General features: G+C 65.6%; 20 protein-coding genes. 16 read left to right on the top strand and 4 right to left on the bottom strand.

Features of this window, described 5'->3' with window-relative positions; translation table 11 throughout:
• Position 1 precedes the first annotated feature (1 nt).
• From virB5 to AB4Y44_RS20090, 11 genes are all read left to right on the top strand, one after another.
• Positions 2-667, top strand: coding sequence for a P-type DNA transfer protein VirB5 (virB5, locus tag AB4Y44_RS20140; protein WP_368700668.1), 666 nt, complete (start codon positions 2-4; stop codon positions 665-667).
• A 190-nt stretch (positions 668-857) separates the two neighbouring features.
• On the top strand, positions 858-1,571 hold the full coding sequence (locus AB4Y44_RS20135) for a virB8 family protein (protein ID WP_368700667.1): 714 nt from the start codon (positions 858-860) through the stop codon (positions 1,569-1,571).
• Positions 1,568-2,404: a TrbG/VirB9 family P-type conjugative transfer protein gene (locus AB4Y44_RS20130; protein ID WP_368700666.1), complete on the top strand. Its 837-nt coding sequence runs from the start codon at positions 1,568-1,570 to the stop codon at positions 2,402-2,404. Before AB4Y44_RS20135 ends, AB4Y44_RS20130 begins: the two co-directional genes overlap by 4 nt.
• Positions 2,397-3,614: a type IV secretion system protein VirB10 gene (virB10, locus tag AB4Y44_RS20125; RefSeq protein ID WP_368700665.1), complete on the top strand. Its 1,218-nt coding sequence runs from the start codon at positions 2,397-2,399 to the stop codon at positions 3,612-3,614. Before AB4Y44_RS20130 ends, virB10 begins: the two co-directional genes overlap by 8 nt.
• Entirely contained in the window at positions 3,611-4,738 is a 1,128-nt protein-coding gene (gene virB11 / locus AB4Y44_RS20120; RefSeq protein WP_368700664.1) for a P-type DNA transfer ATPase VirB11, read from the top strand. The genes virB10 and virB11 overlap by 4 nt, the downstream gene beginning before the upstream one ends.
• A 14-nt stretch (positions 4,739-4,752) precedes the next feature.
• Positions 4,753-5,148, top strand: coding sequence for a hypothetical protein (locus tag AB4Y44_RS20115; protein ID WP_368700663.1), 396 nt, complete (start codon positions 4,753-4,755; stop codon positions 5,146-5,148).
• Positions 5,145-6,926, top strand: a complete 1,782-nt coding sequence (locus tag AB4Y44_RS20110; RefSeq protein WP_368700662.1) for a type IV secretory system conjugative DNA transfer family protein — start codon at positions 5,145-5,147, stop codon at positions 6,924-6,926. Before AB4Y44_RS20115 ends, AB4Y44_RS20110 begins: the two co-directional genes overlap by 4 nt.
• Positions 6,923-8,788, top strand: coding sequence for a PriCT-2 domain-containing protein (locus tag AB4Y44_RS20105; protein ID WP_368700661.1), 1,866 nt, complete (start codon positions 6,923-6,925; stop codon positions 8,786-8,788). Before AB4Y44_RS20110 ends, AB4Y44_RS20105 begins: the two co-directional genes overlap by 4 nt.
• A gap of 54 nt (positions 8,789-8,842) precedes the next feature.
• Positions 8,843-10,360 (top strand): LPD7 domain-containing protein, encoded by a 1,518-nt coding sequence (locus tag AB4Y44_RS20100; protein ID WP_368700660.1) that lies wholly within the window; start codon positions 8,843-8,845, stop codon positions 10,358-10,360.
• Between the two features lie 10 nt (positions 10,361-10,370).
• The gene (locus AB4Y44_RS20095) at positions 10,371-10,892 is read left to right on the top strand and encodes a plasmid stabilization protein (protein ID WP_368700659.1); all 522 of its coding nucleotides are present in this window, start codon (positions 10,371-10,373) and stop codon (positions 10,890-10,892) included.
• A gap of 1 nt (position 10,893) precedes the next feature.
• Positions 10,894-11,949 carry a relaxase/mobilization nuclease domain-containing protein gene (locus AB4Y44_RS20090; RefSeq protein WP_368700658.1) on the top strand — a complete coding sequence of 352 codons (1,056 nt, stop codon included), beginning with the start codon at positions 10,894-10,896 and terminating at the stop codon, positions 11,947-11,949.
• A gap of 565 nt (positions 11,950-12,514) precedes the next feature.
• Here the strand turns inward: AB4Y44_RS20090 and AB4Y44_RS20085 are convergent.
• Positions 12,515-13,981, bottom strand: a complete 1,467-nt coding sequence (locus AB4Y44_RS20085) for an MFS transporter (protein ID WP_342919961.1) — start codon at positions 13,979-13,981, stop codon at positions 12,515-12,517.
• 204 nt (positions 13,982-14,185) lie between these two features.
• Here AB4Y44_RS20085 and AB4Y44_RS20080 point away from each other — a divergent pair, with 204 nt between their 5' ends.
• Positions 14,186-15,790, top strand: coding sequence for an EAL domain-containing protein (locus AB4Y44_RS20080; RefSeq protein ID WP_368700657.1), 1,605 nt, complete (start codon positions 14,186-14,188; stop codon positions 15,788-15,790).
• Positions 15,791-15,952: 162 nt separating this feature from the next.
• On the opposite strand, the gene AB4Y44_RS20075 is transcribed toward AB4Y44_RS20080, so the two are convergent.
• Both AB4Y44_RS20075 and AB4Y44_RS20070 read right to left on the bottom strand, forming a co-directional pair.
• The gene (locus tag AB4Y44_RS20075; RefSeq protein WP_368700656.1) at positions 15,953-16,489 is read right to left on the bottom strand and encodes a hypothetical protein; all 537 of its coding nucleotides are present in this window, start codon (positions 16,487-16,489) and stop codon (positions 15,953-15,955) included.
• Positions 16,490-16,836: 347 nt separating this feature from the next.
• Positions 16,837-18,264, bottom strand: coding sequence for a PLP-dependent aminotransferase family protein (locus AB4Y44_RS20070; RefSeq protein WP_342919964.1), 1,428 nt, complete (start codon positions 18,262-18,264; stop codon positions 16,837-16,839).
• A gap of 366 nt (positions 18,265-18,630) precedes the next feature.
• Here AB4Y44_RS20070 and AB4Y44_RS20065 point away from each other — a divergent pair, with 366 nt between their 5' ends.
• From AB4Y44_RS20065 to AB4Y44_RS20055, 3 genes are all read left to right on the top strand, one after another.
• Positions 18,631-19,962: an amino acid permease gene (locus tag AB4Y44_RS20065; RefSeq protein ID WP_342920200.1), complete on the top strand. Its 1,332-nt coding sequence runs from the start codon at positions 18,631-18,633 to the stop codon at positions 19,960-19,962.
• A complete protein-coding gene (locus AB4Y44_RS20060) occupies positions 19,962-21,194 on the top strand; it encodes an NAD(P)/FAD-dependent oxidoreductase (protein WP_368700655.1) in 1,233 nt (410 codons plus the stop codon). Before AB4Y44_RS20065 ends, AB4Y44_RS20060 begins: the two co-directional genes overlap by 1 nt.
• A gap of 76 nt (positions 21,195-21,270) precedes the next feature.
• A complete protein-coding gene (locus AB4Y44_RS20055) occupies positions 21,271-22,419 on the top strand; it encodes a branched-chain amino acid ABC transporter substrate-binding protein (RefSeq protein ID WP_368700654.1) in 1,149 nt (382 codons plus the stop codon).
• A gap of 18 nt (positions 22,420-22,437) precedes the next feature.
• On the opposite strand, the gene AB4Y44_RS20050 is transcribed toward AB4Y44_RS20055, so the two are convergent.
• On the bottom strand, positions 22,438-25,374 hold the full coding sequence (locus tag AB4Y44_RS20050) for a PAS domain S-box protein (protein ID WP_368700653.1): 2,937 nt from the start codon (positions 25,372-25,374) through the stop codon (positions 22,438-22,440).
• Between the two features lie 244 nt (positions 25,375-25,618).
• Between AB4Y44_RS20050 and AB4Y44_RS20045 the strand changes: the two genes are divergently transcribed.
• Positions 25,619-26,488, top strand: coding sequence for a Ku protein (locus AB4Y44_RS20045; RefSeq protein WP_368700652.1), 870 nt, complete (start codon positions 25,619-25,621; stop codon positions 26,486-26,488).
• Positions 26,489-26,496: the final 8 nt, after the last annotated feature.

Genomic DNA, 26,496 nt, shown 5'->3' with positions numbered 1-26,496 from the left:
GGTGGCATCGATCGTCTTCGCGATGTCGTCGGCTCACGCCCAGGGCATCCCGGTCTACGACGCGCAGAACGTCGTGCAGGCCATCGCCACCGTAGGGCAACTGAAGCAGGAGGTACAGCAGGAGCTCCAGCTGTACCAGTCGCTCAGTGGGACACGTGGATTCGGCTCGCTCATGAGCAATCCGGTCCTGTCGAACTCGCTGCCAGCGAACTGGCAGTCCGTCTATACGGCAATCCAGAACGGCGGATATGCGGGTCTCTCGGGCAGTGCACAGACACTGCGCTCGGCGAGCGAAATCTACAACTGCGAGGACCAGAGTGGCATTGACCAGCAGGTCTGCCAGCGCGCCCTGAACAAGCCGTTCCAGGACAAGGCGTTTGGCACCCAGGCGTACCAGACTGAACTCCAGGAGCTCGACCAGATCCAGGGCTTGATGCAGCAGATCGATGTGACGCAGGACCAGAAGGGCATCTCGGAGCTGCAGGCGCGTATCCAGATCGAGAGCACGGCGGTCAGCAACGAGATGACGAAGCTGCAGCTCTTCAGAATGCTCGCCGATTCGGAGGACCGGCTGATCGTGGAACAGCAGCAGGAGCTCGTCCTTGAGCGCGCTGGCAATACCGCACGGCTGCAGGACCAGATGGTGCCTGCGAGCTTTGGCAACTGAGCTCGCCTGCCGGGTTCGGAAACTGAGGAGATAGACATGATCCGGGCTTTCGTGGTGATCGCAGTCATGCATTTAGTCATGCTGATTAATGGATGCTCGGACAGTCCACCCAAACCTGTCCTGCCGGATGGCTCGCACCGTGTTCCGGTGAACCGTGTTGCACCCGTGCCACCCTCGGTCGGAGGCGCTCATGAGCAGTGACGACGATTATCGGCGGGCACTCGATTTCGAGGTGTCGGTCACACATCTGCAGGAGCGCTCGGAGCGCCGCGCATGGTACGTGGCCGCAGCTTGCGTGGTGGTGGCCATCCTGTGCGCTGTGGCGCTGGCCGTGATGGTCCCGTTCTACCGGGTCGTGCCGTTGCCAATCGAGGTCGATCGTCTGACCGGTGAGGCACAGGTGATCGACGTGCTCGACGCGAAGCAGGTGCCGATGCGCGAGGTCGAGGACAAGCACTGGATCGAAGTGTATGTGCGCTCGCGCGAACGTTACGACTGGGGTCTGCTGCAGATGGACTATGACCGCGTGCTCGACATGAGCGACGAGCGGGTTGCGCGGGACTACCGGGCGATCTACGCCGGACCGGACGCGCTGGACCGGCGGCTCGGAGCCGGCACACAGCGTCGCGTGCGTATCGTTTCGACCACACTCGTGCCGGACGAGCCGGGGCACGCCGTCGTGCATATTGAGCAGAGGACGTGGAAAAACGGGATCGATGACGCGCAGCCGCAGCGCTTCGTCATCACGCTGGCGTTCAGGTATCGGCCCACCGTCTTCGCGCGGGAGCGCACGGCGATCGAGAATCCGTTTGGCTTCAAGGTGACGGCATACAGCCGCGATCCTGAATACACGCCTGCGGCTGCCTCTCCGGCGCAACAGCCAGCCAGGGGAGGTACGCCATGAAACCGGCCATCTGCCTGAGAACTGTCACACTGGCTGTCGGGCTCGCAGCGGTATGCAGCGCAGCGCGCGCCTACGACGTACCGGGCTGGTCGGGCGACTCGCGCGTGCGACAGGTCGTGTACCGGCAGGACGAGGTGGTGCGGATCATCGCGCAGCGCGGCTTTGCCACGCACATCGCGCTCGATCCCACCGAGCACATTCTCGTCGTGGCCCCGGGTGACCGGGATGGATGGCAGGTGCTCGCCAGCCGGGGCGACCACGATGTCTATCTCAAGCCGGAGCTTGCCGCGCACGACACGAACCTCGAAATCCGCACGGACCGGCACAGCTACAGCTTCGACCTCGTGGTGCTGCCGCTGAATGCCCGCTTCGGCAACGACGCCGAGATGTATCGCATCACGTTCGTCTATCCCGATGAAGAGGCAGCGAGGACGAAAGCCGCCGATGCTGCTGCTCTTGTGCGCGCGCGCCTCGCGCAGGCGCCGGTGGTGCGCAATACCGCCTACTCGATGCAGGTGATGCCACATTCGGAGGATATCGCGCCGAGCGCAGCGTGGGATGACGGGCGCTTTACCTATATCCGCATTCCCAACAACCGGCGTATCCCCGCGATCTTCCGTGTTGCCGATGGCGACCGCGAGAGCGTCGTTGACCGGCATATGGAAGATGACGTTATCGTCGTGCACGAGGTGGCCCGACGTTTCGTGCTGCGTCTTGGCGACGAAGTGGTTGGCCTGTGGAACGACGCGTTCGACGTGGACGGCGTACCACCCGTGAATGGCACGACGGCGACGGGTGTCAAGCGTGTCCTGCGGAGCGGTGGCCATGAATGAGCAATCGCCACGCAATGTGATTGCGCCCGGGTGTCCAGACGAGGGCGACCCCGCAAAGGTTGCGGAAATGACAAACGGTGACCCAGGGAGACAGCCCGCCGATCGCGGCATGCCGGAACTGGGGCAGCAGGGAGGGCGGCCGCGGGCATGGTGGTTCGCGCCGCTGCTGGTCGTCGCGGCCGTGGTCGGTGCGGCGGTCTGGACGATCCACGGGTTTCTTGAGCGGCACGAAGCGGCCGAGAAGGCGAGGCGTGATGCCGTGCAGGAACAGCCGTCCCAGGGGCGCGTGTTCGGCGATGGGCCCACTGCGGCGTCATCGGCGACGGGTGTGGCAAGCGCGGCCGTGGCAGCCGGTGCGGCTGCGTCCGTCGCCGTTGCCGCAGCGCCGCGCCAGGTGCCTGTGCATAGCGCACCGGTTCGCAGTTACTACGATGCGCCGCTGCTTGCGACAGGCGCTAACGGTGCTTCCGGCGGCGAGCCTGATACGGCTGCATCAGTCTCCGTAGCGACTCGCGGCCTGCAGCCGAACGTGACGGTGGTGTCCGGCAGCCAGTCACAGGGTAGCAGCCCGCTTGCCCAGGCGCTCACGCCGACCGCGGCGCCAATGGTGCGCGCGCGGTTTCTGGGCAACCGCAGCCTCATTCTCGCAGAAGGCGCCAAGATCGACTGCGCGGGCGACACCGCTTTCGATTCGACCCAGGCCGGGATCTCGAGCTGCACGGTGACGAAAAACGTGTATTCGGATGACGGCCATGTCGTGCTGGTCGAACGCGGTTCGCAGATCAACAGCGAATACCGCTCGAACCTCGCGCCCGGCCAGAAGCGTGTGTTCATCCTGTCGGCGCGAATCAGGACGCCCGACGGCGTGACGGTCGAGATCGATTCGCCAGCCGCGGATGCGCTCGGACGCATGGGCGTGGGCGGGTACGTGAACAACCACTGGGGCGAGCGCATCGGCGCCGCCATGCTGCTCGGCATGACGCAGGATGCGATCGGGTATCTCGCAACACGCGGCGGCAACAGCAACGGTTCGGTCGTCTTCGAAAACACGCAGCAGCAGGGCAATGACATGGCCTCGCGCGTGCTGGACAGCACGATCAACATCCCGCCCACGCTTTCGCAGAACCAGGGGGCGGAGTTCACGATTGTTGTTGCGCGGGACCTGGACTTCAGTCCGGTCTACGCGCTCGAGCCGGAGGGCACGCGATGAACTTCCCGGTCCACGCCCTGGGCGAAGCCACGATCCTCGCGGATGCCCCGCTGCCGAGGCTGGCAGAGGACGCGTCGGTGCGCGAGCTGATGCGGCCGTTCGCGGGCCTGCTCGATGACCCTGCCGTCACGGAGCTGGTGATCAACCGCCCGCATCGTGTGCTGACGGAGACGCATCTCGGATGGCACGCGCATGACTGCGCGGAGCTCGACTTCGAGCGTCTGATGTCGTTCGCGGTCGCGATCGCCACGCTCACGAACCAGGAAGTCTCAGCGCTGCATCCGGTGCTCTCCGCACTGTTGCCGGGCGATGCGCGCATCCAGATCGTGATCCCGCCGGTGGTGCCTGCACGTACCGTGTCGGTGACGATCCGCCGCCCGTCCTCGCGCGAGAAGACGCTCGCTGCGTACGAAAGCGAGGGCCTGTTCGCCCGGACAACGTGGCACCGTCCGGCCGGACTCGATGAGGCGATGCCTGCGTTGCGTGAGCTCGATCGCGAGCTCGTCAGGTGCCTCGAAGCCTGCGAATTTCCGGCGTTCTTCGAACTGGCAGTGCGCGGCCGGCTGAACCTCGCAATTGTGGGCAATACGGGTTCGGGCAAGACGAGTTTCATGAAGGTGCTGTGCCGGTACATCCCCGATACCGAGCGCATCGTGACGATCGAGGATGTGCGCGAACTCTTCATCCGTCACGTCGAGAACTGCGTTCACCTGATCTATAGCAAGGGCGGTCACGCTCAGGCACGCGTGACGCCTGCGGACCTGATCGCCAGCACGATGCGCATGCGGCCAGACCGCGTTCTGCTCGCCGAGCTTCGGGGCAGCGAGGCGTACGACTTCCTGAAGTTGCTGACGACGGGGCATTCGGGTTCCATCACGAGCTATCACGCGTCGAGCGCCGCGGTGGCTATCGACCGGTTCGCGCTGATGGCGAAGGAACATCCGGAAGCGGCGACGTGGGACGACGCGGCACTGCGCCGGCTGCTGTTCATGACCATCGACGGGGTGGCGCACATGGAATCCAGGGCGCTTTTCGATGGGGCAGGCGAGCAGACCGGCCGGCACTGGTCGATGACGGAAGTCCGGTTCGATCCGCTGCGCCGCCATCAGGCGGATTCTCAGTGAAAGGAGGGCAAGCCATGGACGCCGCAAAGGCAGCCGGAACGGCACAGTCAACCATCGCGTATCACGCCGTGCGTGCGCTCGTGATGCTCGCGATTGTGGCCGCTGCTGCTGGTGCTCTGGTACTCGCTCTATGGCTCGCCTCTTTTTTCTTCGTCGCGAGCCAGCATCTCAATCCGCTTCATGCCGGGTTACATGCCTGGGTCGATGCAGCGCTGGCGTGGTACGACGGTCGTTTGCCAAAGCAGGAGCGCGCGAAGCTCGCCGGTGCGGCGCTGTTTGGCCTTGGGCTCGCGTTTGGCGCGCCCGCGGCTGGCGTGTATGCGCTTCTGGAGCGCTCCGGTCGTCGGCGTCTGCATGGCAGCGCGCGATTTGCCAACGAGGCGGACATCCGCCGGGCAGGGCTGCTATGAGTGCGGCAGCGATTTCAGACGCGTATGGCGGGCCGCCGCTGGTCGTAGGCGTGTGGCGTGGCCGCTACCTGAGGTTCGCTGGACAGCAGTTCGTGCTGCTCGCGGCACCGGCGCGTTCGGGCAAGGGCGTGGGTATCGTCGTGCCCAACCTGTTGAGCTATCCGGATTCGGTCGTCGTGCTCGACATCAAGCAGGAGAACTTCAATCTCACGTCGGGCTTCCGGCGAGCGCATGGGCATGAGGTCTATCTGTTCAATCCGTTTGCAGAGGACGGACGTACGCACCGGTATAACCCGCTGTCGGCGATCCCGGACGGCGTATTGCGCGTCGGCGACATTCTCGCTATCGGATACGCGCTCTATCCGCCCGGTGGTCACGACGACTTCTGGAAGGACCAGGCTCGCAACCTCTTTCTCGGCATCGTATTGCTGCTGTGCGAATGGCACGATGCGCGCCGGGCCGGCAACACCGATGTGCCCCATTTTCCGGTGACGATGGGAGAAGTGTTGCGGCAGTCGTCGGGCAATGGCGTGCCGGTCAAGGCGTACCTGCAGCAGGCCCTGGTGCAGAACCGGCGCCTGCTCAGTGGTGCGTGTACGGACGCCTTGAACCGCTTTCTTGCGAACGATGACAAGGTCCTCGCGAGCATTCTCGCGACGTTCAATGCGCCGCTCACGATCTGGGCCAATCCGGTCGTTGACGCCGCAACAAGCGCGAACGACTTCGATTTGCGTGACGTACGCAGGCGGCGCATGTCGGTCTATGTCGGCATCACGCCGGACCACCTGAGCGAGGCTGCCTTGCTCGTCAACCTCGTGTTCTCGCAACTCGTCAATCTGAACACACGCCAGCTGCCCCAGGACAACCCTGAGCTGAAGGTGCAGTGCCTACTGCTGATGGACGAATTCACTTCAGTGGGGAAGATCCACATCATTGCCCGCGCAGTCGCCTACATGGCGGGATACAACCTGCGGCTGCTTTCGATCGTGCAGTCGGTGTCGCAGCTCGAGTCGGTCTATGGTCGAGCGGACGCGAGGACCTTCGTCACGAATCACGCGATGCAGATCATCTACGCGCCACGTGAGCAGAAGGATGCGAACGAATACTCGGAGATGCTCGGCACCTTCACGGACCGCTCGCGCAGTGTGAGCCGCTCGAACGGGATTTTCGGCGGCCGGAGTGGCTCGAGCGAGAGCTTCTCCGAACAGCGCCGTGCGTTGCTGCTGCCGCAGGAGCTGAAGGAACTCGGGCGCGAGAAGGAAATCATCCTGCTCGAAAACACGAAGCCGATCCTGGCTGAACGGATCTGTTACTGGCGCGACCCGGTGTTTACCAGCCGACTGCGCGCGGCTTTGCCGGTTCCGGGCATGGACCTCGTGCGTTTCGTGGCCCAGGTGGAGCGCCGCGTGAGGGACGTGCAACCGGACGACGTGGATGAGGCCGGCGTGATGCGTTTTCCCCCGGAGTATCTGGAAGTGCTCCAGGCCTGGGATCCGCGCGACCTGCCACGCCATCTGAACGATGTGAGCGACGAAGAGGCGGCGGCCTACGTCGAGCGACATTTCACGCTGCTCGGGGTGCCGGCCGCGCATGTTGCCGTGGCAGCGCGCCGGCTATCGCCGTCTGATCTCGACGTGGCCGAATTGCGCCCCGCTGATGGCTTTCCCGGGCGCAGGTCTGCGCGCACTGCGGGCGCGCCTCGCTCCCTGCGCGGGCGAACTGCATCGCGCGCGGGCGACGTTTCTGGCGTCGCAGCGCATCGCGGAGCACGCCGATGAATACCCGGTTCCTGAATGAAGAGGAGCGTGCGCGCGCGGCGCTGGCCATGATACCTGCCGGGGACTACGGGACGTGGGTCGATATGGCGTTCGCGCTCAAGCAGGGATTCGGTGAGGCGGGGTTCGATATCTGGGACGCGTGGAGTCGTACCGCCCACAACTACAGTGAGCGCGCGGCGCGGGTGACGTGGCGCTCGGCTGGACAGACGGGCGGCAAGACGCTCGCGTCGCTCTTCTGGCTCGCGCAGCAGCATGGCTTCGATGTCAGGGCGTCCCGTACCGCGACGGACCAGGCGGAGCGACCGCGCGTGTCTGCAGCCAGCCCGCCGGTTGACCCGTCACGACTCGATGCACGTATTCGTGCGCGACAGGCGATGGTTGCGCGCGAGGCGCTCGCCATCTGGAAATGGGCAAGACCGGTGGGTCCCGGCCATCCCTATCTCGAACGCAAGCAGGTCAGGGCGGTCCCCACGCTGCGCGAACTCGAAGCCGAGGAGTTGCACGCGTTGCTCGGTTACGCTCCGCGAAGTGTCGAAGAGCCGCTGACGGGACGTGTGCTGGTGGTGCCGGTGTGCATCGGCGAGACGCTGTCAACCCTGGAACTGATCGATGCGCAGGGACGCAAGTCTGCGCTCGCGGGCGGTGCGAAGTCAGGCGGCCACTGGGTGGTTGAACCGGGCCAGTTTCGCGAGGGCGCAGCCACACCCATCCTGATCGCTGAAGGGGTGGCAACGGCACTTTCGGTGTGGCAGGCGACCGGCTGGTTCAGCGTCGCCGCCCTGTCGAGTGGCAATCTTCGTCCGGCGGCAGCCATGTGGCGCGACCGTTACCCGCAAGCGCAGATCGCGGTGCTGGCCGACCTTGGTGCCGGGTATGAGCACGCGAGGCAGGCCGCGCTGGGTACGTCGTCGTTGCTGGCGCAGCCGCGCTTTGTGCCGGGAGCCCGCATCGATAACGGGACCCCGACCGACTTCAATGACATGGCCGTGCTCTCGGGATCGCGAGCCGTTGGTGAGCTTTTACGGGAGTCAATTTACGAGGCGGCGGCGCGGGATGTCGTGGATGCGCAAGGCGACATAAAGATGGTGGGTGTGGACGGATCGGTCGATGCACTGAAGGAGGGTGAAGTGGGTAATGTCAAAGAGAAACTCGTAGGCGACGCGCAGGCACCGGGCCAGCGTCCTATCTCGCGCCGGCGCTCCAGCATTGCGCACGCACCGGAACCGGTGTCGCAGGAAAACCCGGCGCCGGCGGTCCTTCAGGAGCAGCCACAGCTGCCGCAGCCGGATCGGCGTGAGGACGAAACGCAGAAGGCGCACGCACCACCCGCGCGTGAAGTCGAGGCACCGGCGCGCCGTCAGGCGGGCGAGCCGCTGTATGCACTCGACGAGGTGCCCGGCGAGATCAAGGCCCTGGCCCAGCATCGCTTCGGCGCGCAGATCCGTATGGCGACGCCTCGCGGCAACGGTGGTCCGTACCGTGGCGAGGTGTTCAACACCGAGCACTACCTGATCCAGGAGGTGTCGACGCGCAGCGTGGTATTCCACGCGAAGGCGAACGTCGAGTTCATCTCGGACCGGCTACGGTGGATGGACGAGAACCAGCGCCTCAATGGTGCGGAGCTCCAGATCGGGTACGACGGCAATCGCGCGAAGGTGTATCCGTGGGACCGTGCGCGCGATCTGCTCGAGCGCACGGTTGCCTCGCTCAAGAAGTCGGCGCGCGAGGTGGGTTTCGGCAATGAACTCGACGCGACACTCGACCAGTTGCAGGGCGTCTCATGGACGCGGATCAGGCAAGCGCGGGCGGCGGCTCTCGCGCAGTCGAAGGAGCGCGCCGGCCGCGAAGAGGGCGAAAGGTAGCAATGCTGATTGCTACGCACGCTGTATCAGACAGCCCGCAGAAGGAGGTTCAGGATGGATGAAACCGCAACCCCTGCTACTCCCGCCGGCATACCCGCCGATGATCCGGTTGCCAACGTGATCGAGCCGGAGCCGCCGCCTTTGCCGGATCCACGGGGCGGTGCTGCTGGCGCGGAGCGTTCTGACCAGGCGACGGCAGACGCATTGGCCGCACGCCGGCGCCGCGAGATCGATGCGGTGCGGGAGCGGCTGCGCGATCAGGCGATCCAGGTGGATACGCCGCAGCAGGCAGCGGCGCAGCAACCCGCATCGCAGCAGGGCGCCACCATGAGCAGCGAGGCGGCGGCCGCGCTGCGGTGGCTGCCGCTGGCCAATCCACCGGAGATTGTGCGAAAGCGGTACCTGCGGGCCGGCAACCAGTATTTCCTGAAGGATGCGCCGCATCAGCTTGCGTTCGAGGATATCGGCCCGTACCTGGTGACGGAACATAACCGCCCCGACGTCGTTGAGTCGATGGTGGATATGGTTCGCGCCAAGTCGTGGGCTCGTGTGCGGGTGTCGGGCCATGAGCAGTTCCGCCGGGAGGTGTGGGTCCAGGCAATGCTGCTGGGCATCGAGGTGACCGGGTACGAGCCGAAGGCTGTCGATCTTGCGTGCCTGGCCGAAGGCCGTCGCGCCCGGATGACGAACCGCGTCGATGTGATGGAAGCGACTGCATCCGCGGCGGCGCCTCACGCTGCGCAATCTCCGAGGGCGCAAACGGCGACGCCCGACGCTTCCCGACAGCCTGAGATGGCTTCGGCGCCGCCGCAGCCATCTGCTCCCGCCTCTGAACCGGCGCCACGCGTTGCAGCGACCGGGAGCGAGGAACGGCAGCGCTACGCTGGCGAGCTGGTTGAGCACGGCGCGGCGCCGTACCAGCACAACCCCGCGCGCGGTGACTCGTATTACGTTGTCTACCGCGAGGCGCGCTGTGCTGAACAGGTCGTGTGGGGGGCGGATCTCGGAAGGGCTGTTGCGCAATCCGGCGCGCTCGCTGGACAGCAGGTCACGCTTGAAAATCTTGGCCGGCGCCTGGTGAGCGTGGCGGTGCCCGTTTTCGATACGAGGGGAAACATGACCGGTGAAGAGAAAAAGGACGTCTATCGCAATATCTGGCGCGTCGATGTGGTGGGGCAGGAGCGCACGCACGCTCGCCCCGGGGCGGCGGGGAAAAAGGGTGAGCCCGAATGGGCGGCGGCGGCGCAGCCGCTCGAATCGGAACCCGTACACGCCGCGTCCAGGCGCAAGCCTCCCCGCGCTTGCCCCGAGGGACTTGCCGTGCAGATGGCGGTGCTGACTGCGGCGATGCGCGAGCATGGTCTGAGCGAGCGATCGATCACGCGGGTGCAGCAGCATGCGCGCCGGCTGCTGGAAGCCTTCATGGCCGAGGGCATCACCGTGCCGGCGCCGCGCGTGTTCGATCCGCAAGCGCCTTCCACACGAAACCGTCGCACCCGCGCGGTGGCGGAGCGCGTTGCGGGCCGTGAGGTTGAACGTGCCCGGGAAGAACCCGCGCCGCCTTCGCGGTAGGAGCGCGCACATGACCATGCGGGCGCGACTGTGTGTGGATCTCGGGCCGGCGAAGCCACGCTGGGAGGCGTGGTGCGCCCTTCATGGCGTGGCAGCCGCCGATGGTGTGCGGCTATTGGTCCACGATCTGCTGAACCAGGCTGAGCCGCAAGGCACAGCGTCCAGGCATGAACGACATCATCTTGTGGTCAGCGGGCATCGCGAACGCCTCGAAATCCGGCTCACGCAGGCCGAACTCGAAGCGGTCAGACAGCGTGCGTGGGTGGCTGGGCTGAACGTCAACCGCTGGGTGGTTGCCGTGGTCCGCTCGCAGCTCGTGCATGAACCGCAGCTGGGCGAGCGCGAGATGCGGCTGCTTGCGGATTCGAACCAGCAACTGGCGACCATTGTGACGCTGCTGGGCCGGTTGCAGGCGCACGACGATGTGTATCGCACGACGGGCATGCCCGACGAAGTCCGTGCCGTGATTGAAACGCACCTGCGCGCAGTCGCGCAGGTGCTGCGCGCCAACCTCGATCGCTGGAGCCGGTAGCATGCCGTTCCCAATGACCTGGGTCGACCAGATGCTGCTGGACTGGGGAGACCGGTTCTTTCACGAACCGTTACGGCATGTGCGCGCGCCGCGTATGTCGCGCGGTGAGCTTGGGCGGGAAGGGCGACGCATGCGCGAGAAACTTGCACGCACGCTCAGGCGGACCCCTGAGGTGATGGTCAAGATCACGAACAAGGCGTCGGGCGCGCAGGGTATGGGCGCGGTGCGTCGTCATCTGCGCTACATCTCGCGCAACGGGAAGGTGGAACTCGAGGACCAGGACGGGATGATCGTACTCGGGCGCGAAGCGCTGGGCGATCTCACGCACGCCTGGCACCTGGGTGGCTGGGGCATTCCGGAGGAAAGCCGCAGGCGCGAGGTATTCAATGTGCTGCTCTCGATGCCGCCAGGCACGGACAGACAGGCGGTGCGCGACGCCGCGCGTGCGTTTGCCGCTGGGGAATTCGGCGACGGCAGACGGTATGTCTTCGCCGCACACGACGACGAAGCGCACCCGCACGTGCACCTGAGTGTGCAGGTACGCGGGCCGGATGGCAGGCGGCTCAACCCGCGCAAGCAGGATCTGCAACGCTGGCGCGAGCGGTTTGCGGGGCAACTACGCGAGTTCGGGGTTGAGGCCAATGCCACGCCACGGCACGCCCGCGGTGAAACGCGACGCTATCCAAAGCAGGCCGTCGTACACATGACGATGCGCGGAGAAACGCCGCGTTTCTGGCGACAGGAGCTGGACGAATCAACCCGCCTTGCCTCGTGGCATGCCCATGCCGGGACGTTCGAAGCATGGCGAGGTATGGCTCACGCAGTGGCTGGCTCACCGAGCCCCGATGACCGGAGCCTGGCGGATGTGATCACCGACTTCGTGCAGACGATGCCGGTCCAGCAAGGTCGACCTGGGCCCGGGCCTGGGCTGGGTGACCGGGCGGAAGGTGGGCATCATCGTCACTCGAGGCGTGAGCGCGGATTTCCTCGCACTGAACGCGATGAGCCCCAGCGCGAGCTGTTTCCAGACGATCCGGATGCCCGCCTGGAGCGGTGAGCCGAGGAGCGATGCATGGCAATGCCGATCCTTCCGTGGCCAGGCGACACGTTCAGATCAACGTTGATTGACGTAGAGAGAGTGCAACCGGGCAGACACAGGCAGTGTCAGGCGGTTCTCCAGCGCTCGGGTTGTAGTTGCGTGCTCATGCTTTCATAAACCAGAAAACGCAAGGCGGCTGATGGCCGGCATGAATCCGATGGCCATCGATCCCATTGCTTGGGGAACGCCGGTCTGTGGGGGGCGGGCTTGCGTGCTCCTGGCACTTGTCACGTGTGGTGTTCCACAAGAAGGTCAAGGTGCTTGATGTCGATCTGGCCGCGCGTCAGGCATTGAGTTCAACCCCGGGGCTTGCGCAAGCCTGACACAGGCAATGAAGGGCGATACGCAATACGTGGCGATCGTCGCGTTTTATCGCAATCCTGGTAGTGGCAATGGGTGGAAGTTCGTGATCGAAAAAGAAGCAGTTCGATCCGGACAAACCGCCTGAAGCTCGAACTCGTGAGCCAGTTGCTGCTCGCGGCCGACGCACCTTCACAGAAGGCAACGCAGTAACGCAGCCAGCTTACTTCTCCCCGACTGCCGAAAGCGGCGCGGCCACATGTTCGAGCGACTTGCGCTCCGCGTCCACGCCCCAGATCGCGGCCACGAGTGCAGCCGCGATCATGAGCGCCGATCCCACCGCATAGCCCGTGAACACTTCGCTGCGCTGGTGTGTATCGATCAGTCGTCCGAAGAACGCCGGGCCGATGATGCCGCCCAGCGCGGTGCCGAACGCATAGAACACGGCGATGGCAAGCGCCCGGATCTCAAGCGGAAACGATTCGCTCACGGTCAGATACGCGGCACTCGCCGCGGCCGAGGCGAAAAAGAAAATCACCATCCACGCGCCGGTTTGCATCGTTGCCGTGAGCATGCCGTGCTCGAACAACCAGCCGCTCACGGTGAGCAGCACGCCCGAGAGCGCATAGGTCGCGGCGATCATCGTGCGTCGGCCAATCACGTCGAAGAGCCGCCCCAGCACGATCGGCCCGAGGAAGTTGCCGAGCGCGAACGGCAGCAGATAGAGGCCCACGTCGCCGCCCGGCACGTGATAGAACTCGGTGAGCACGAGCGCGTAGGTAAAGAAGATCGCGTTGTAGAAGAAGGCCTGCGCCGTCATGAGCGATAGACCCACGAGCGCGCGACGGCGATGGCGCACGAATATGGCATGAAACACCACGCTTAGCGGGGTATGGCTGCGCGCATGCAGACGCAGCGGGTCGCCTGGCGGGTCTTCCAGCGTGTGGCCCACATCGCGGAAGCGCGTTTCGATGCCCTCCACGATACGCTTCGCCTCGTCGTGCTCGCCGTGCGTGAGCAGCCACCGCGGGCTTTCGGGAATCCAGCGGCGCATGGGCAAGATGATGAGCGCGAGCATAGCGCCAATGAAGAAGCACACGCGCCAGCCCCAGTCCGCGGGCAGCAGGTGCGGGTCGAGCAGCACGAGCGAGCCCGCTGCGCCGATGGCCGCGCCCACCCAGAACGTGCCGTTGATGCTGAGGTCGGTCCAGCCGCGCACGCGCGCGGGCGTGAACTCCTGGATCGTCGAATTGATGGCGGCGTACTCGCCGCCGATGCCCGCGCCCGTGATCGCGCGAAACACCACGAAGCTCGCGAAGCTCCATGAAAACGCTGTCGCGGCGGTGGCCAGCAGATACACGGCGAGCGTGATGAAAAAGAGCTTGCGGCGGCCCAGCCGGTCCGTGAGCCAGCCGAAACCGAGCGCGCCGCACACCGCGCCGGCAATATACGCGCTGCCGGCCAGGCCCACCTGCGCATTGTCGAGATGCAGCACCGGGCTCGTTTTCAGCGCACTTGCGACCGCACCGGCCAGCGTGACTTCGAGACCGTCGAGTAGCCAGGTGACGCCCAGCGCCACGACGATGAGCACATGAAAGCGGCCCCACGGCAAGCGATCGAGGCGCGCGGGCAGCGTGGTCTCGATGATGGGAGGCTTGTCAGTCGTCTCGGTCGTATTGGGAGGATTCATCGGGTAGGGCGCGGTTTAGCACGCGATGCCTTGTAGCATGCGCCGTTCCTGGAATGCGGGCGCGCGCGAAAACAGAAAAATCAGCATGTGAGGAAACGGCTGACGTAACGTATCATCTGTTCATACAAAAGCGATTGACGTGCAGGGAGCCTATGCGCGGATCATGTCCGGAACGGGGCACGTCATCCATGGACGGGTGTGCCCATGACAAAACCAGCTACGTGGTCTGCGGTTCCGAAGTCCCGTTTGTCGGGCCTCACGCCCACGCTCACCGCCATCGTCACGTTCGTGTGTGCCGCAAGTCTGCTGTTACTTGCGGCGGTCGCCGGCGTGAGGGAAGGCGACAAGTCGATCCGCACGCACGAAGGGCTGATCGCGCAGGACATGGTGTCCGCGATCGAGCACATTCTCGACAGCGTACTCACCGCGCAAAGTGCTGCGTTGGCCGCGCTTCCGGGGCAACCCTGCGAGCGGGTGGCGCGGCAGTTCGCCGAACTGAGAACGCATGTCAACTACGTGCGCGGCATCAATCTCGTGGCGAACGGGCGACTCTACTATTCGTCCGCGCTCGGCCCCTACGACCTGCCGCTTGTCCCGTTCTTCGCGCAGGTACCGGCAAGCACCGCGATCACGCTGATCGGCGGCTCGCCCTGGCAGGCGCACGTGCCGGTCATGCCGCTCTACGTTCCCACCGGCGACAATGTCGGCCTGCTATACGTGATCGAGTCGGCCTATCTGACCGATGCGCTTGCGCACGGCGTGCGCTACGGCGCGGGCCGCGTCACGCTTTCCGTGCCCGGCGCGGCGGCGATAGACGACCGTGGCGCGCTGCTCGCGCCCGGCGACGCGGCGCGCCGTGCGGGCGCGCGCGCCACCTCTTCGCGCTGGGGCTTCGCTGTCGACGTCGCGTTCGCGGCAAGCGCGTATCGCGACGCGCGCTGGAAGTATGGTCTGCGCTTTGGCGCGGCGGCGCTGCTCGTCGATCTGCTGATCGGTGCGGCCTGGCTCATCGCGTTCGCGCCGCGCCGGCTGCTGCTCTCGGCGGTGCGCCGCGGCCTGCGGCACGGTCAGTTTCATGTGGTCTACCAGCCCGTGGTCGAGCTGGCGACCGGCCGCGTGGGCGGCGCGGAGGCGCTCATTCGCTGGACCCATCCGAAATTCGGCGCGGTGAGTCCCGCCGTGTTCATGGCCGACGTCGAGGGCAGCCGCCTGCTCGGGCCGGTCACGCGCTTCGTGCTCGAACGCGCGACCACGGAGATGGTGCGTGCGACGAGCGTGCGTCCGTTTCACCTCGCCGTCAACGTTGCGCCGCTGGACTTCATGCGCAAGGACTTCGTGGCGGACGTGCTCGGCGTGATCGACCGCTTGCCGCCGGGCGTCATCCTGATCCTCGAGGTGACCGAGCGTTTCCTGCTCGAACAGCGCGCCCGCACCGAGGCGGTGTTCAAGACGCTGAAGGCGCGCGGCGTGAAATTCGCCATCGACGACTTCGGTACGCACCACAGCAACCTCGACACGCTCGGGCGCTTTCCGTTCGACTACGTGAAGATCGACGGGCAGTTCGTACGACAACTCGAGCGGCTCGGCGATCAGCTCGTCAAGGGGATCGTGGCGCTGGCCAGCCACTTCGACATGGAGATCATTGCGGAGGGGGTGGAGAGCGAGGCGCAGCACGAGATGTTGCAACGCCTGGGCATTCGCTATGCGCAGGGCTATTTCTACCGGCGGCCGGGCTCGGCCGCGATTATTGCCGAAATGCAGCGCGACGCGAGCCTCGTGCGTTATGCGGTGTCGTCGCCGTTGCGCTAGCGCGAACAGGTGCGAGCTTGTCGTGAATAGCGAATCCCGTAAGCGGTTGCGAAATGCCGGCTTACGGGAAGTCTGCAATCCTTACCTAAAATTGCCCGCAAAAGCGCACTTGATTCCGGTTGCGCTAATTCTCGACTCGACGGCAAATTAAAATACGCGGATCTAGAAGCCGCGCCGCACCGTGACCGTTGCGCCAGTGCTATGCGAATGAAGAATGGCGACGCGCGCGGTGGCGGAAAACACCCACTCGTCTACGGTCAGCGAAAGCCTGCGCTGAGGCTGCGCGCCGATGTTCAGCGTGCTGTCCGGCACCTGCAGAATCGAGATTTGCGGCGCCGTGGAAGGGCCCATCTGCAAATAATCTGAAGTTGGCCGCGCAGCCCGCTGCGCACCGTAACTGCTGCCGGGCGCGGACTTCACGAAGTCGTAATGATATGTGTCCTGTGCCACCGGCGCGCTATAAAAACCTTCGACTTCCGCGTAAAACGGCTTTGACTGATTCGCCTGATATTGCATTTCGTACCGGTGGAGGTACGCCAGGGGTTCGGGTGGCAGCGCTGGAACCACTTCCATCGGCATGGACGGGATATTGGCGACCGTCATGGTTTCGGGAATGTTCACACCGGTGCTCTGAGCGAATGCATAACCGCTCAGCATCAAAAAGGCTGCACCGACAATCTTTTCGTTCAGGCACGTCATGAGCATGCCTCCAATGACGAACTCGAAACATCAAACTGTCGAACGTTCCTGCCGAACAGACTGCCTTTGCATCACTTGCACCAATGCATTCTAGTACCTCATTTGCTTCCTGCCAGCCGAATGTGTGCGCACGTGATGCAGATGGATGCGAAGTCCACCAGGGCGCGGACGGCATGCAACGTCGTTGCCTAACATCGCGGACGTTATGACCGATTCGCGCCGCGCGAGGCGCACTCGCAGCGGAAGAAATTGCGCATGGTCGTGCGCATGCTCGATGGGCTCACGCGGCAGGCGAGGCCATCGACGCCACATCGACGCCAACCCATTGGGGAAAATCCGGGGGCGGCCTAGATCGTGCCGAAGAGCGCGCGCGGGCGGTCCTGCAGCGTGCGAGCGAGAACCTTCAGTGCGCGCGCGAGTTGCTCCCGCGAGGTTGCACACGCGAGGTTGATACGCACGCCGTGCTCGAGCGTCGAGCGGTCCACCGCGAACGCCGAGGCAGGCATGGTGTTCACGCCGCGCGCGAGTGCGTTGGCGGCGAAATCGTCGGAACGCCACGGCGCCGGTACACGCAGCCAGACGAACATGCACGCCGGGTCGCTGTTGAGCAACTCGCGCGGCAGGATCTGGAGCGCGAGTTCCTGCCGCGCCTGCAACTCCGCACGCTGCGCTTCGAGGATGAGCTGCGCGGTACCGTCCTCGATCCAGCGCGTGGTGATGAGCGTGGTGAGCGGCGCGGGCATCCAGGCCGTCGTGCGCACCGCTTCGGCCGCGAGCGGCGCACCGTGCGGCGGCGTGAGCAGATAGCCGATGCGCAGCCCCGGCGCGAGCACCTTCGAGGTGGAGGCCACGTGGAAGGTCAGCTCGGGGCACAGGCTCGCGATGGTCGGCAGGCGCTTGCGCAGTAACGGCCCATATACGTCGTCCTCGATGATGGCAACGTGATGTCGCCGCGCGATCTCCACGAGCGCGAGGCGCCGCTCGAGGCTCATCGTGACCACACTCGGGTTCTGCAGGTTCGGCACGGTGAAGATGGCCTTCACCGGCATGCGGCGGCAGGCGTCCTCGAGCTGATCGGGCAGGAGGCCTTCGGCGTCGCTCGGGATCCCGACCAGCTCGAACTGGAACACGGGCGCGAGCGCCTTGAGGCCGTAGTAGGTCAGCTTGTCGGAGAGGATCACGCCTTCGTGTCCCATCAGGCTGCTCAGGACCGCATAGAGGCCGTGCTGCGCGCCGCTCGTCACCACGAGATTCTCGGGCGAGGGCGTGAAGCCGGGTGCGGCGATCCACTGCGCGCCCGCGGCGCGCGCCCATTCGGCGCCCTGGGGCGGCTGGTATTCCTGGGTTTCGGCAAAGCGCGGGTCGCGCGAGATCGATGCCATCGTGCGGGCGAGCTGCGCGAGAAATTCTCCGGTCGCCGGCCGGTTGACGGTGAGGTCCACCACGCCATTCGCTTCAGCGCCGCTCGCCTGGCTGCCGCGCTGCGCCGCCGCGCCGACGGCAGGCATGGCCCCGCCGGTGACGATCGAGCCGCGCCGCTTGCTCGCCACGATCAGCCCGCGCGCCTGCAACTCCTTGTACGCGCGCGATACGGTGGAGACGTTGATGCCCAGTTCGACGGCCAGATCGCGCTGCGGCGGCAGGCGGCTGCCCGGCGGGTACTGACCGCTGCGCACCTGCTCCTCGAGATTGCGGGAGACCTCCAGATACGTGGCTTGACGACCTTTTGTCTGGATATCGTCATCCGATTTTGTCTGGTAATCGTCGGCTTTCATGCAAGTAGTAACTCCATACAAAACTCGATCGTCTGCCACGTAGCCTTGCTGCTGTGAGATGGGCTGCCAGCGCCGCCGCCGCGTCGTTATGCCAATAATACGATATCTGGCGGGAGTTTAGCTGCCTTTGTCCCGGGTCGAAAGGTCACCCACCAGGGAATTTCCTGGTCTCCACACAAAGAATTTTTAATTGCACACAAAAAATTATTGTGTGAGTATGAATTCGAGGTTTTGTTCGGTTGGCAGTTCGGCGCAACACGCACTGTATTACAGGAGGACAGGCTCGTGGCAACCCGGCAACCCACCCCCGCTTCAGGCGCAACATCCACCCCGCTTGGCCACTCGCTGCGCAAGCGGCACGTCACGATGATTTCGCTCGGCGGGATCATCGGCGCGGGGCTCTTCGTCGGCAGCAGCGCCACCATCAGCGCGATGGGGCCGGCTGCCTGCCTGAGCTATCTGCTGGCCGGCATCGTCGTGCTGTTCGTCATGCGCATGCTTGGCGAGATGGCGCTCGCGCATCCGGGCGTCGGCTCGTTCACGGAGTTCACGCGCATCGGGCTTGGCGACTGGGCCGGTTTCACGAACGGCTCGCTCTACTGGTACTTCTGGGTCATCGTGGTCGCCGTGGAGGCGGTTGCGGGCGCGGGCATCCTGCAGCGCTGGATTCCCGCACCGGTCTGGGTGATCGGGCTCGTGCTCCTGTCGCTCATGACGGCCGTGAACCTGCTCCCGGTGAAATCGTATGGAGAATTCGAGTACTGGTTCGCGTCGATCAAGGTGGCGGCGATCATAGTATTCATCGTGGTGGGCACGCGCTACCTGTTCGGGTTCAGCTCGTGGCACCAGACCGTGAGCAACCTGAGCGGCGATCGCGGCTTCATGCCGTTCGGCGCGATGTCGATCTTCGCGGGCGTGCCCACGGTGATCTTCGCCGTGGGCGGCGCGGAGATCGCCACCATTGCCGCGGCCGAATCCGACGACCCGGGCCGCAACGTGGCTTCGATGACGCGCGCGGTCATCCTGCGCGTCATCACGTTCTATGTCGGCTCGCTCTTCGTGATCGCGTGCATCGTGCCGTGGGCGAGCATCAAGGTGGGCTACTCGCCGTTCGTGGCCGCGCTCGAAACCATGCATATTCCGGGCGCTGCGGACATCATGAATGCAATCGTTCTCGTGGCGGTGCTTTCGGCGCTGAACTCCGGGCTCTATGTGTCCTCGCGCATCGTGTTCCGGCTCGCCGAGCGCCGCGACGCCCCGCGCGCGCTGCTCACGCTCTCGAAGAGCCGCGTGCCGCGCCTCGCCGTGCTCGCGAGCAGCATCGTCGGCTACGTGGCCATCGTCGCGGCGATCGTGTCGCCACAGGGCGTGTTCCTCTATCTCGTCAGCGCATCGGGCGCGATCATGCTGTTCGTGTATCTCTCCATCGCCGTTTCGCAGATCGTGATTCGCCGCCGCCTCGAGGCAACGGCGCCCGAACGGCTCACGTTCAGGATGTGGCTCTTTCCCTGGCTTTCGTGGGCCGTGGTGGCCGCCATTGCCGGGGTGCTCTGCGCGATGGGCTTCGACCACGCGCTCTCGGGCCAGCTCATGGCGAGCCTCGCGAGCCTGGCGGTGGTGTCGTCGGCTTACCTGCTCACACGCAAGAGGACTCACGTGCAGGAGTTCCGTGAGCCCGCAACCAACTGGAAGAAGTAATGGCGCAAGTGGCTGTCATCGGCGCGGGCTTCGTGGGGTTGTCGTGCGCGTACTGGCTCATGCGCGACGGGCACAGCGTGACGCTGTACGACGCGCAGGGGCCGGGCGAGGGCGCCTCATACGGCAACGCGGGCACGTTCGCGAACTATGCGTGCATTCCCGTGAACAACCCGGACGTGTTCCGCAACATCCCGCGCTTTCTGTTCTCGTCGACGAGCCCGCTGCGTATCCGCTGGGGCGATGTGCCGGGGCTCGCGCCGTGGCTCACGCGCTTCCTGCTGAGCGCGACGCCCCGCCGCTATGAGGGCAGCGTGAATGCGCTCGCGCAACTGCTTGCGCGCGCCTTCGAAGGCTACCGCGAAATGCTGGCCGTCGATACGCTCGCGGCTTTCGTGCGCGAACGCGAATGCCTCTACCTGTATTCGAGCGCGGCGTCGTTCGAGGCCGCACAGCCGGCGCTCGAGCTGCGGCGCTCGCTCGGCGTGGCGTTCGAAACGCTCGCGCGCAGCGAGATCGCCCAACTGGAGCCCGGCCTCGCGCCGCTCTTCTCGCAAGGCACGCTCTTCAAGGGCAGCTGGTTTCTGAGCGATCCGCGCGGCTTTCTGCAGGCCTTGCACGCGATGTTGACGCAGCGCGGTCTGGTGCATCGGCGCGTGGCCGTCGAGACGCTGGAACCCGCACCGGGCGCGGTGAAGCTGATCGATACGGCGGGCGAGGCCCATGACGCGGAGCAGGCCATTGTCTGCGCGGGCGCGTTTTCGGGCCGCCTCGCGCGCCAATGCGGCGACGCGGTGCCGCTAGGCGTGGAACGCGGCTATCACGTGCGTTTTCCTGGCACCGCTGACCGGATTTCGCGCCCGTGCGGCTGGGCCGAGCGCGGCTTCTACATGACGCCGATGGACGGCGGTATCCGCGCGGCGGGCACCGTCGAGCTGGCGGCCAACGGCGCGGGCAAGAACGCGGACCTGCTGCGCCTGTTGACGCGCTCCGCGCAGGAGGCGCTGCCCGGCCTGCCGGAGCCGGACAGCGACTGGCTCGGCTTCAGGCCGAGCCTGCCCGACGCACTGCCCGTGGTAGGCGCGTCGAGCCGCTCGCCGCGTGTGATCTACGCGTTCGGGCACCAGCATCTGGGTGTGACGCTCGGCGGCGTGACGGGCAGCGTGGTCGCCGATCTCGTTGCCAGGCGTGCGCCTCCTCTCGATCTTGCGCCGTATAGTCCGCGACGCTTTTAACCCCTGATTCAAGCCACTTTCCAGCCAACCGACACGTAACACCCACCGCAACAGTCTCCCACCGAGGATGAGCATCATGAACCGCCGCACTCTCGTACTAACGATGGCCCTCGGGCTGATGGGTTTGCACGGCGCCGCGCAGGCGGCCGACCCCGAGGTTGTGAAGATCGGCTTCGCCGGTCCGCTCACCGGCCCGGTGGCGCGTGTCGGCAAGGACTTGCAGTACGGCGCGCAGCTCGCGATCGACGAGGAGAACGCCAAACATCCCGTGATCGCGGGCAAGCCGGTGAAGTACGTGCTCGACGTGCAGGACGACCAGGCCGATCCGCACGTGGCCGTGCAGGTGGCGCAAAAGCTCGTGGACGACGGCGTGGTCGGCGTGATCGGCCACTACAACTCGGGCTGCAGCATTCCCGCCTCGACGGTCTATCACAACGCGAATGTCGCGATGATCACGCCGGGCTCGACCAACCCGGCGCTGACCCGGCAGGGCTACGCGAACGTGTTTCGCACCATGGGCAACGACGGCATAGGCGGCGTGATCGCCGGCAAGTTCGCGGTGGAGCAGTTGAAGGCGAAGCGCATCGGCATCATCGACGACCGCACGGCCTTCGGCCAGGGACTTGCCGATGCGTTCGAGAAAGGCGCGAAGGAGGCCAACGGCAATATCGTCGACCGCGAATTCACCAACGACAAGGCCGTGGATTTTCGCGCCATTCTCACGTCGCTCAAGCAGAAGAACGTCGACGTGATTTTCTTTGGCGGCCTTGACGAACAGGGCGCGATGCTCGCCAGGCAGATGCGCACGCTCGGCATGCCGGCGCGCCTGTTCGGCGCTGGCGCATTGAAGAGCAATGCCTTCCTGCAGATCGCGGGCCCAGCGGGCGAAGGCACGCAGGACCTCGAACCGGGACCGGCGCTCGACAAGCTGCCTTCCGCGCAAGCATTCGCGAAGCGCTACAAGGCACGCTTCAATCAGGATGTCGAACTGTATGCGCCGTTCGCCTATGATGCCGCGCTCGCGATGATCAAGGCGATTCGCGACGCCGATTCGCTCGACCGCGCAAAGATCGTCGCGAGTTTCCCGAAGGTGACGGTGGTGGGTGTAACGGGCAATATCGCGTTCGATCCGCACGGCGACCTCATCAAGCCGCCTTATACGCTCTTCGAGGTGCAGCAGGGCCAGTGGAAGAGCCTCAAGACGCTCGGCGGCAATGGCGTGTGAAGCGCGCGTGAGGGCGTTTCAGCGCGCGACCAGCAGCTCGAACAGCGTGTGGAAGTCGACCGGCTTCGTGAGATGCGAGTCGATGCCGCTCATGCGCGAGCGCAGCCGGTCGGCGTGCTGGCCCCAACCCGTTAGCGCGATGATCTGCAGGCCGGCGTAGCGCGGGCTTTGACGGATCTGCCGCGCGATTTCGTAGCCGTCCATGCCGGGCATGCCGATGTCGAGCACGACCGCATGTGGCACCGACTGCGCCAGCGCACCGAGCGCGGCGGCGCCGTCGTAGACCACGCGCACCTGCGCGCCTTCGCCCGAGAGCACCATGGCGAGCGAATCGGCGGCGTCGCGGTTGTCGTCGACCACGAGAATGCGCTTGCCCGCGAGCGGCTTCGCAGCGCGCGCCACGCTCGCCGGGGTCTCGCGCGCTTCCGTGGGTGTCTGCTGCGAGAGCGGCAGGCGCACCGTGAAGGTGCTGCCTTTGCCGGGGCCGGCGCTTGCCGCCTCGACGGTGCCCCCGTGCATGCGCACGAGATGGCGCACCATGGTGAGGCCAATGCCGAGGCCCCCCTGGTTGCGGTCGGCTGGGCGGCTGACCTGGGTGAACATTTCGAATACCTGATCGATCTGCCCCACCGACATGCCGATTCCGGTATCGCTCAGTGCGACGATGACCCACTCGCCTTCGCGCGTGGCGTCGAGCCGGATCTGGCCGCCCGTGTCGGTGTAGCGCGCCGCGTTGTTGAGCATGTTCGCGAAGACCTGCGTGAGCCGCACGCGATCGGCGTCGAGAACGAGCGGCGTGTCGGGAAGCGTGATGCTCAGTTCATGATGGGCCTGATCGATGGCGGGTCGGCTCGTCTCGACGGCATTCTCGATGATTTCCGCGAGCGCCACGGGCGCCTTCACGAGGCCGATCTTGCCGCGCGTGATGCGCGACACTTCCATCAGGTCGTCGATCAGCCGCACCATGTGATGTACCTGGCGATCGAGCATGTCGAGGATCGGCGCGGAGTCCGCTGGAAACTCGCTGTGCCGGATGAGGTGCAGCGCATTGGCAATCGGCGCGAGCGGATTGCGCAGCTCGTGCGCGAGCGTGGCGAGGAATTCGTCCTTGCGCCGGTCCGCTTCCTTGAGCGCGTTTTCGGCGTTCACGGCTTCGGTCACGTCGATCGACACACACACGTGGCCGCGAAACTCGCCGTTTGCGGAAAACCACGGCGCGCAGCAGGTCTCGAACCAGTGCCAGCCCGCATCCTTGATTTTTACGCGCAGCCGGCTCTGGAACGCGCAGTGGTCGAGCTGCGCGGCCTGTACGCGCGACAGAAAGCCGGGCAGATCGCGCGGATGCACGATGGTGTGCCAGCCGGTTTCGAGCAGTTGTCCGGGCGTGAGGCCGATCGCCGTCAGATAGCGCTGGTTCAGATAGACCGTGTTGCCTTGCGTGTCGATTTGCCAGATCAGTGCGGGCGACGCTTCGGCTAGCGCGCGAAAGCGCGCCTCGCTCTCGCGCAGCGCTTCCTGGGCGCTGCGGCGGTCGTCGACGTCGATATTCATGCCCACCCACTTGCGCACCGTGCCGTCCGGATTCCAGATCGGCGCGGCGCGAACGTTGGTCCAGCGCCAGCCACCCGCGGCGACGCGCAGGCGGTATTCCGCGTTCACCACACGTTGCGCCGCGATCGCGTCCTTCCATTGGCCCAGCGCGTAGGCGCGGTCGTCGGGATGAACGGCGTTGGCCCAGCCTTCGCCGAGCCACTCTTCGCCGGGCTGGCCGGTATAGTCCGACCAGCCCGGCGAGACCGACTCGGCCTGACCCAGGGCATCGGCTTCCCAGACGGCCTGCGCAAAGCCTTCCACCAGTGCGCGAAAGCGCTCCTCGCTCTCCACGCATTCTGTTTCCACGCGCTTGCGTTCCGTGATGTCCAGCGCGAATTCGGCGCACTTCGAGGCCATGCCCGTGCCCGAGATCCGCGTGGGCGCGAAAAGGCCCCACCAGCGCGTGCCGTCCTTGCGGATCAACTGCCGTTCATAAGGCTGTGTGCGTCCGGAGGTGGCGAGGTCGGTGACCGCGCGCGTCGTGACGCCGAGAAATTCGAGCGGCACGAGCCGGTCCCAGTGCGCCGCGGCGCGCAAGTCCTCGCGGCTATAGCCGCTCATCTGCTCGAATGCGCCGTTGGCGTCGGCCATGCCGCCGTCGAGATCGAAGAAGAGCACGCCCACGGTTTCGATGGAGATGGCGGCCTGCAGGCGCGCCTCGCTCTCGCGCAACGCGTCTTCGACCTGCTTGCGGTGCCCGGCTTCGTCGTGGAGCTTCGTGTTGATGTTCTGCAGCGTGCGCGTGCGTTCGGCCACCTGCTGCGCGAGATTGCGGCCCGCGTCCTGGGCGTCGCTCAGCGCGCTCGTCAGCTGGTGGGCGGCGCTCGCGCAGGAGGCGAGACCTTGTAGCAGGCGCGCGTCCTCGGCGTCGAAATGTCTTTCTTCGCCGTGCGTCACTGCCCAGACCGTCCCGACTACCGTGCCGTTGACGCGCCACGGCACGTGCAACGCCTCGCGGATGGGTGGATCGATCGCGCGGTACGAAGCAAAGCAGCGTGCCGGGCGATCGAAGAGAAGCATGGTATTGCGCTCCTCGGTCACGCCGCAGGGACAGTCGTCGCCGGGAAGCGTGCGGTCCACGTCGCCAGCCAGTTCGCCCGCCACCGCGCCCCAGCGGAACCGGGCCGCGGGGCCGTCGCGCTCGGGCACGCTCACGCCGGCCGACCCGGCGCGACAAAGCGCGAGGGCGAGCCGCGCGAGCATAGGCAATACACCTGAGGGATTGCTCGCCATTTCCTGCGTGAGCGCAGCAAGCGCACGGCTCTCGCCCTGGTAATCGGGCAGTCGATTGGGGCGGTTCACCAGTGCTTCGGTGATCAGTGTTTCCTCGACCGTGAGCGCAGGTGCGCCGTTCTCTTGCATGCTGCCTCCGCTTTAGTCGTCCGCCGCGCCTGCATTCGCATCCTGGGTGCAAGGTGCGAACGCCGACGGCGCCCATTGTGTTCGCGGGTGCGCATCGCGTATTCCCGTAGATGAAAACCGCGAGAGGCCTGTGGACTTGTTGCGGCCCTTTGAACGCCGCATCCCCCGGGGTGGGCCGCAAGGCACGGTGGGCACTGCGTTTGCTTGAAACCGGCACGATGCGAACGACGAGGAGGAAACGAGCATGCCACGCGCGATATGGAAAGGTGCCATCACCTTTGGGCTCGTGTATGTGCCGGTCGAATTGTTCCCGGCTACGCAGAGCGAGCGTACCGGCTTCAACCTGCTCGACCGGCGCACGCTGGACCCGGTCGGCTACCAGCAGATCAACAAGCGCACGGGCAAGCCGATCCAGCGCGCCGACATCGTGCGCGGCTACGAGTATGAAAAGGACACCTACGTGGTGATGTCCGACGAGGAGATCCAGGCCGCGAGCCCCGAATCGACGCAGACGGTCGAGTTGCTCGCATTCGTGGAGGCGTCTCAAGTCTCCTTCCTCTACCTCGACACGCCGTACTGGCTCGCCCCCGACAAGCGCGCAGGCAAGACCTATGCGCTGTTGCGCGACGCGCTCGCGGCGAGCGGCAAGATCGGCATTGCGAGCGTCGTGCTGCACAGCCGGCAGCATCTGGCGGCGCTCGTGGCGGCGGGCCCCGCGCTTGCGCTGCAAACGCTGCGGTGGGCGACCGAGGTGCGCGAGTTCGACGCGGTGAAGCGCCTGCCCAAGGCTGCAAAAGCCGCGGGTGTGAGCACGCATGAATTGCAAATGGCGCGCAAGCTCATCGACGACATGAGCACGGACTGGGAGCCCGAAACGTATCGCGACACCTACCGCGACGCGATTCTCGAACTGGCCGGGCGCAAGGCGCGCGAGGGCAAGGCGCACGAACTCACGCACGTCGAGGCGCCCGCGTCCGGGCGGCGCGGCGCGGAGATCGTCGACCTTTCCGAACTGCTCAAGCGCAGTCTCGGCAAGCGCGGCGAGGGTGGCGGCAGCGGCGCGAGTGCGCCGTCCGGGAAACCGGCGCCGAAGCGCGGACGGCGCGCGGCGTGATGAACGCG

Source organism: Paraburkholderia sp. BR10937, assembly GCF_040965695.1.
Lineage (GTDB): Bacteria > Pseudomonadota > Gammaproteobacteria > Burkholderiales > Burkholderiaceae > Paraburkholderia.
This window is presented reverse-complemented; position numbering and strand designations above follow the sequence as displayed.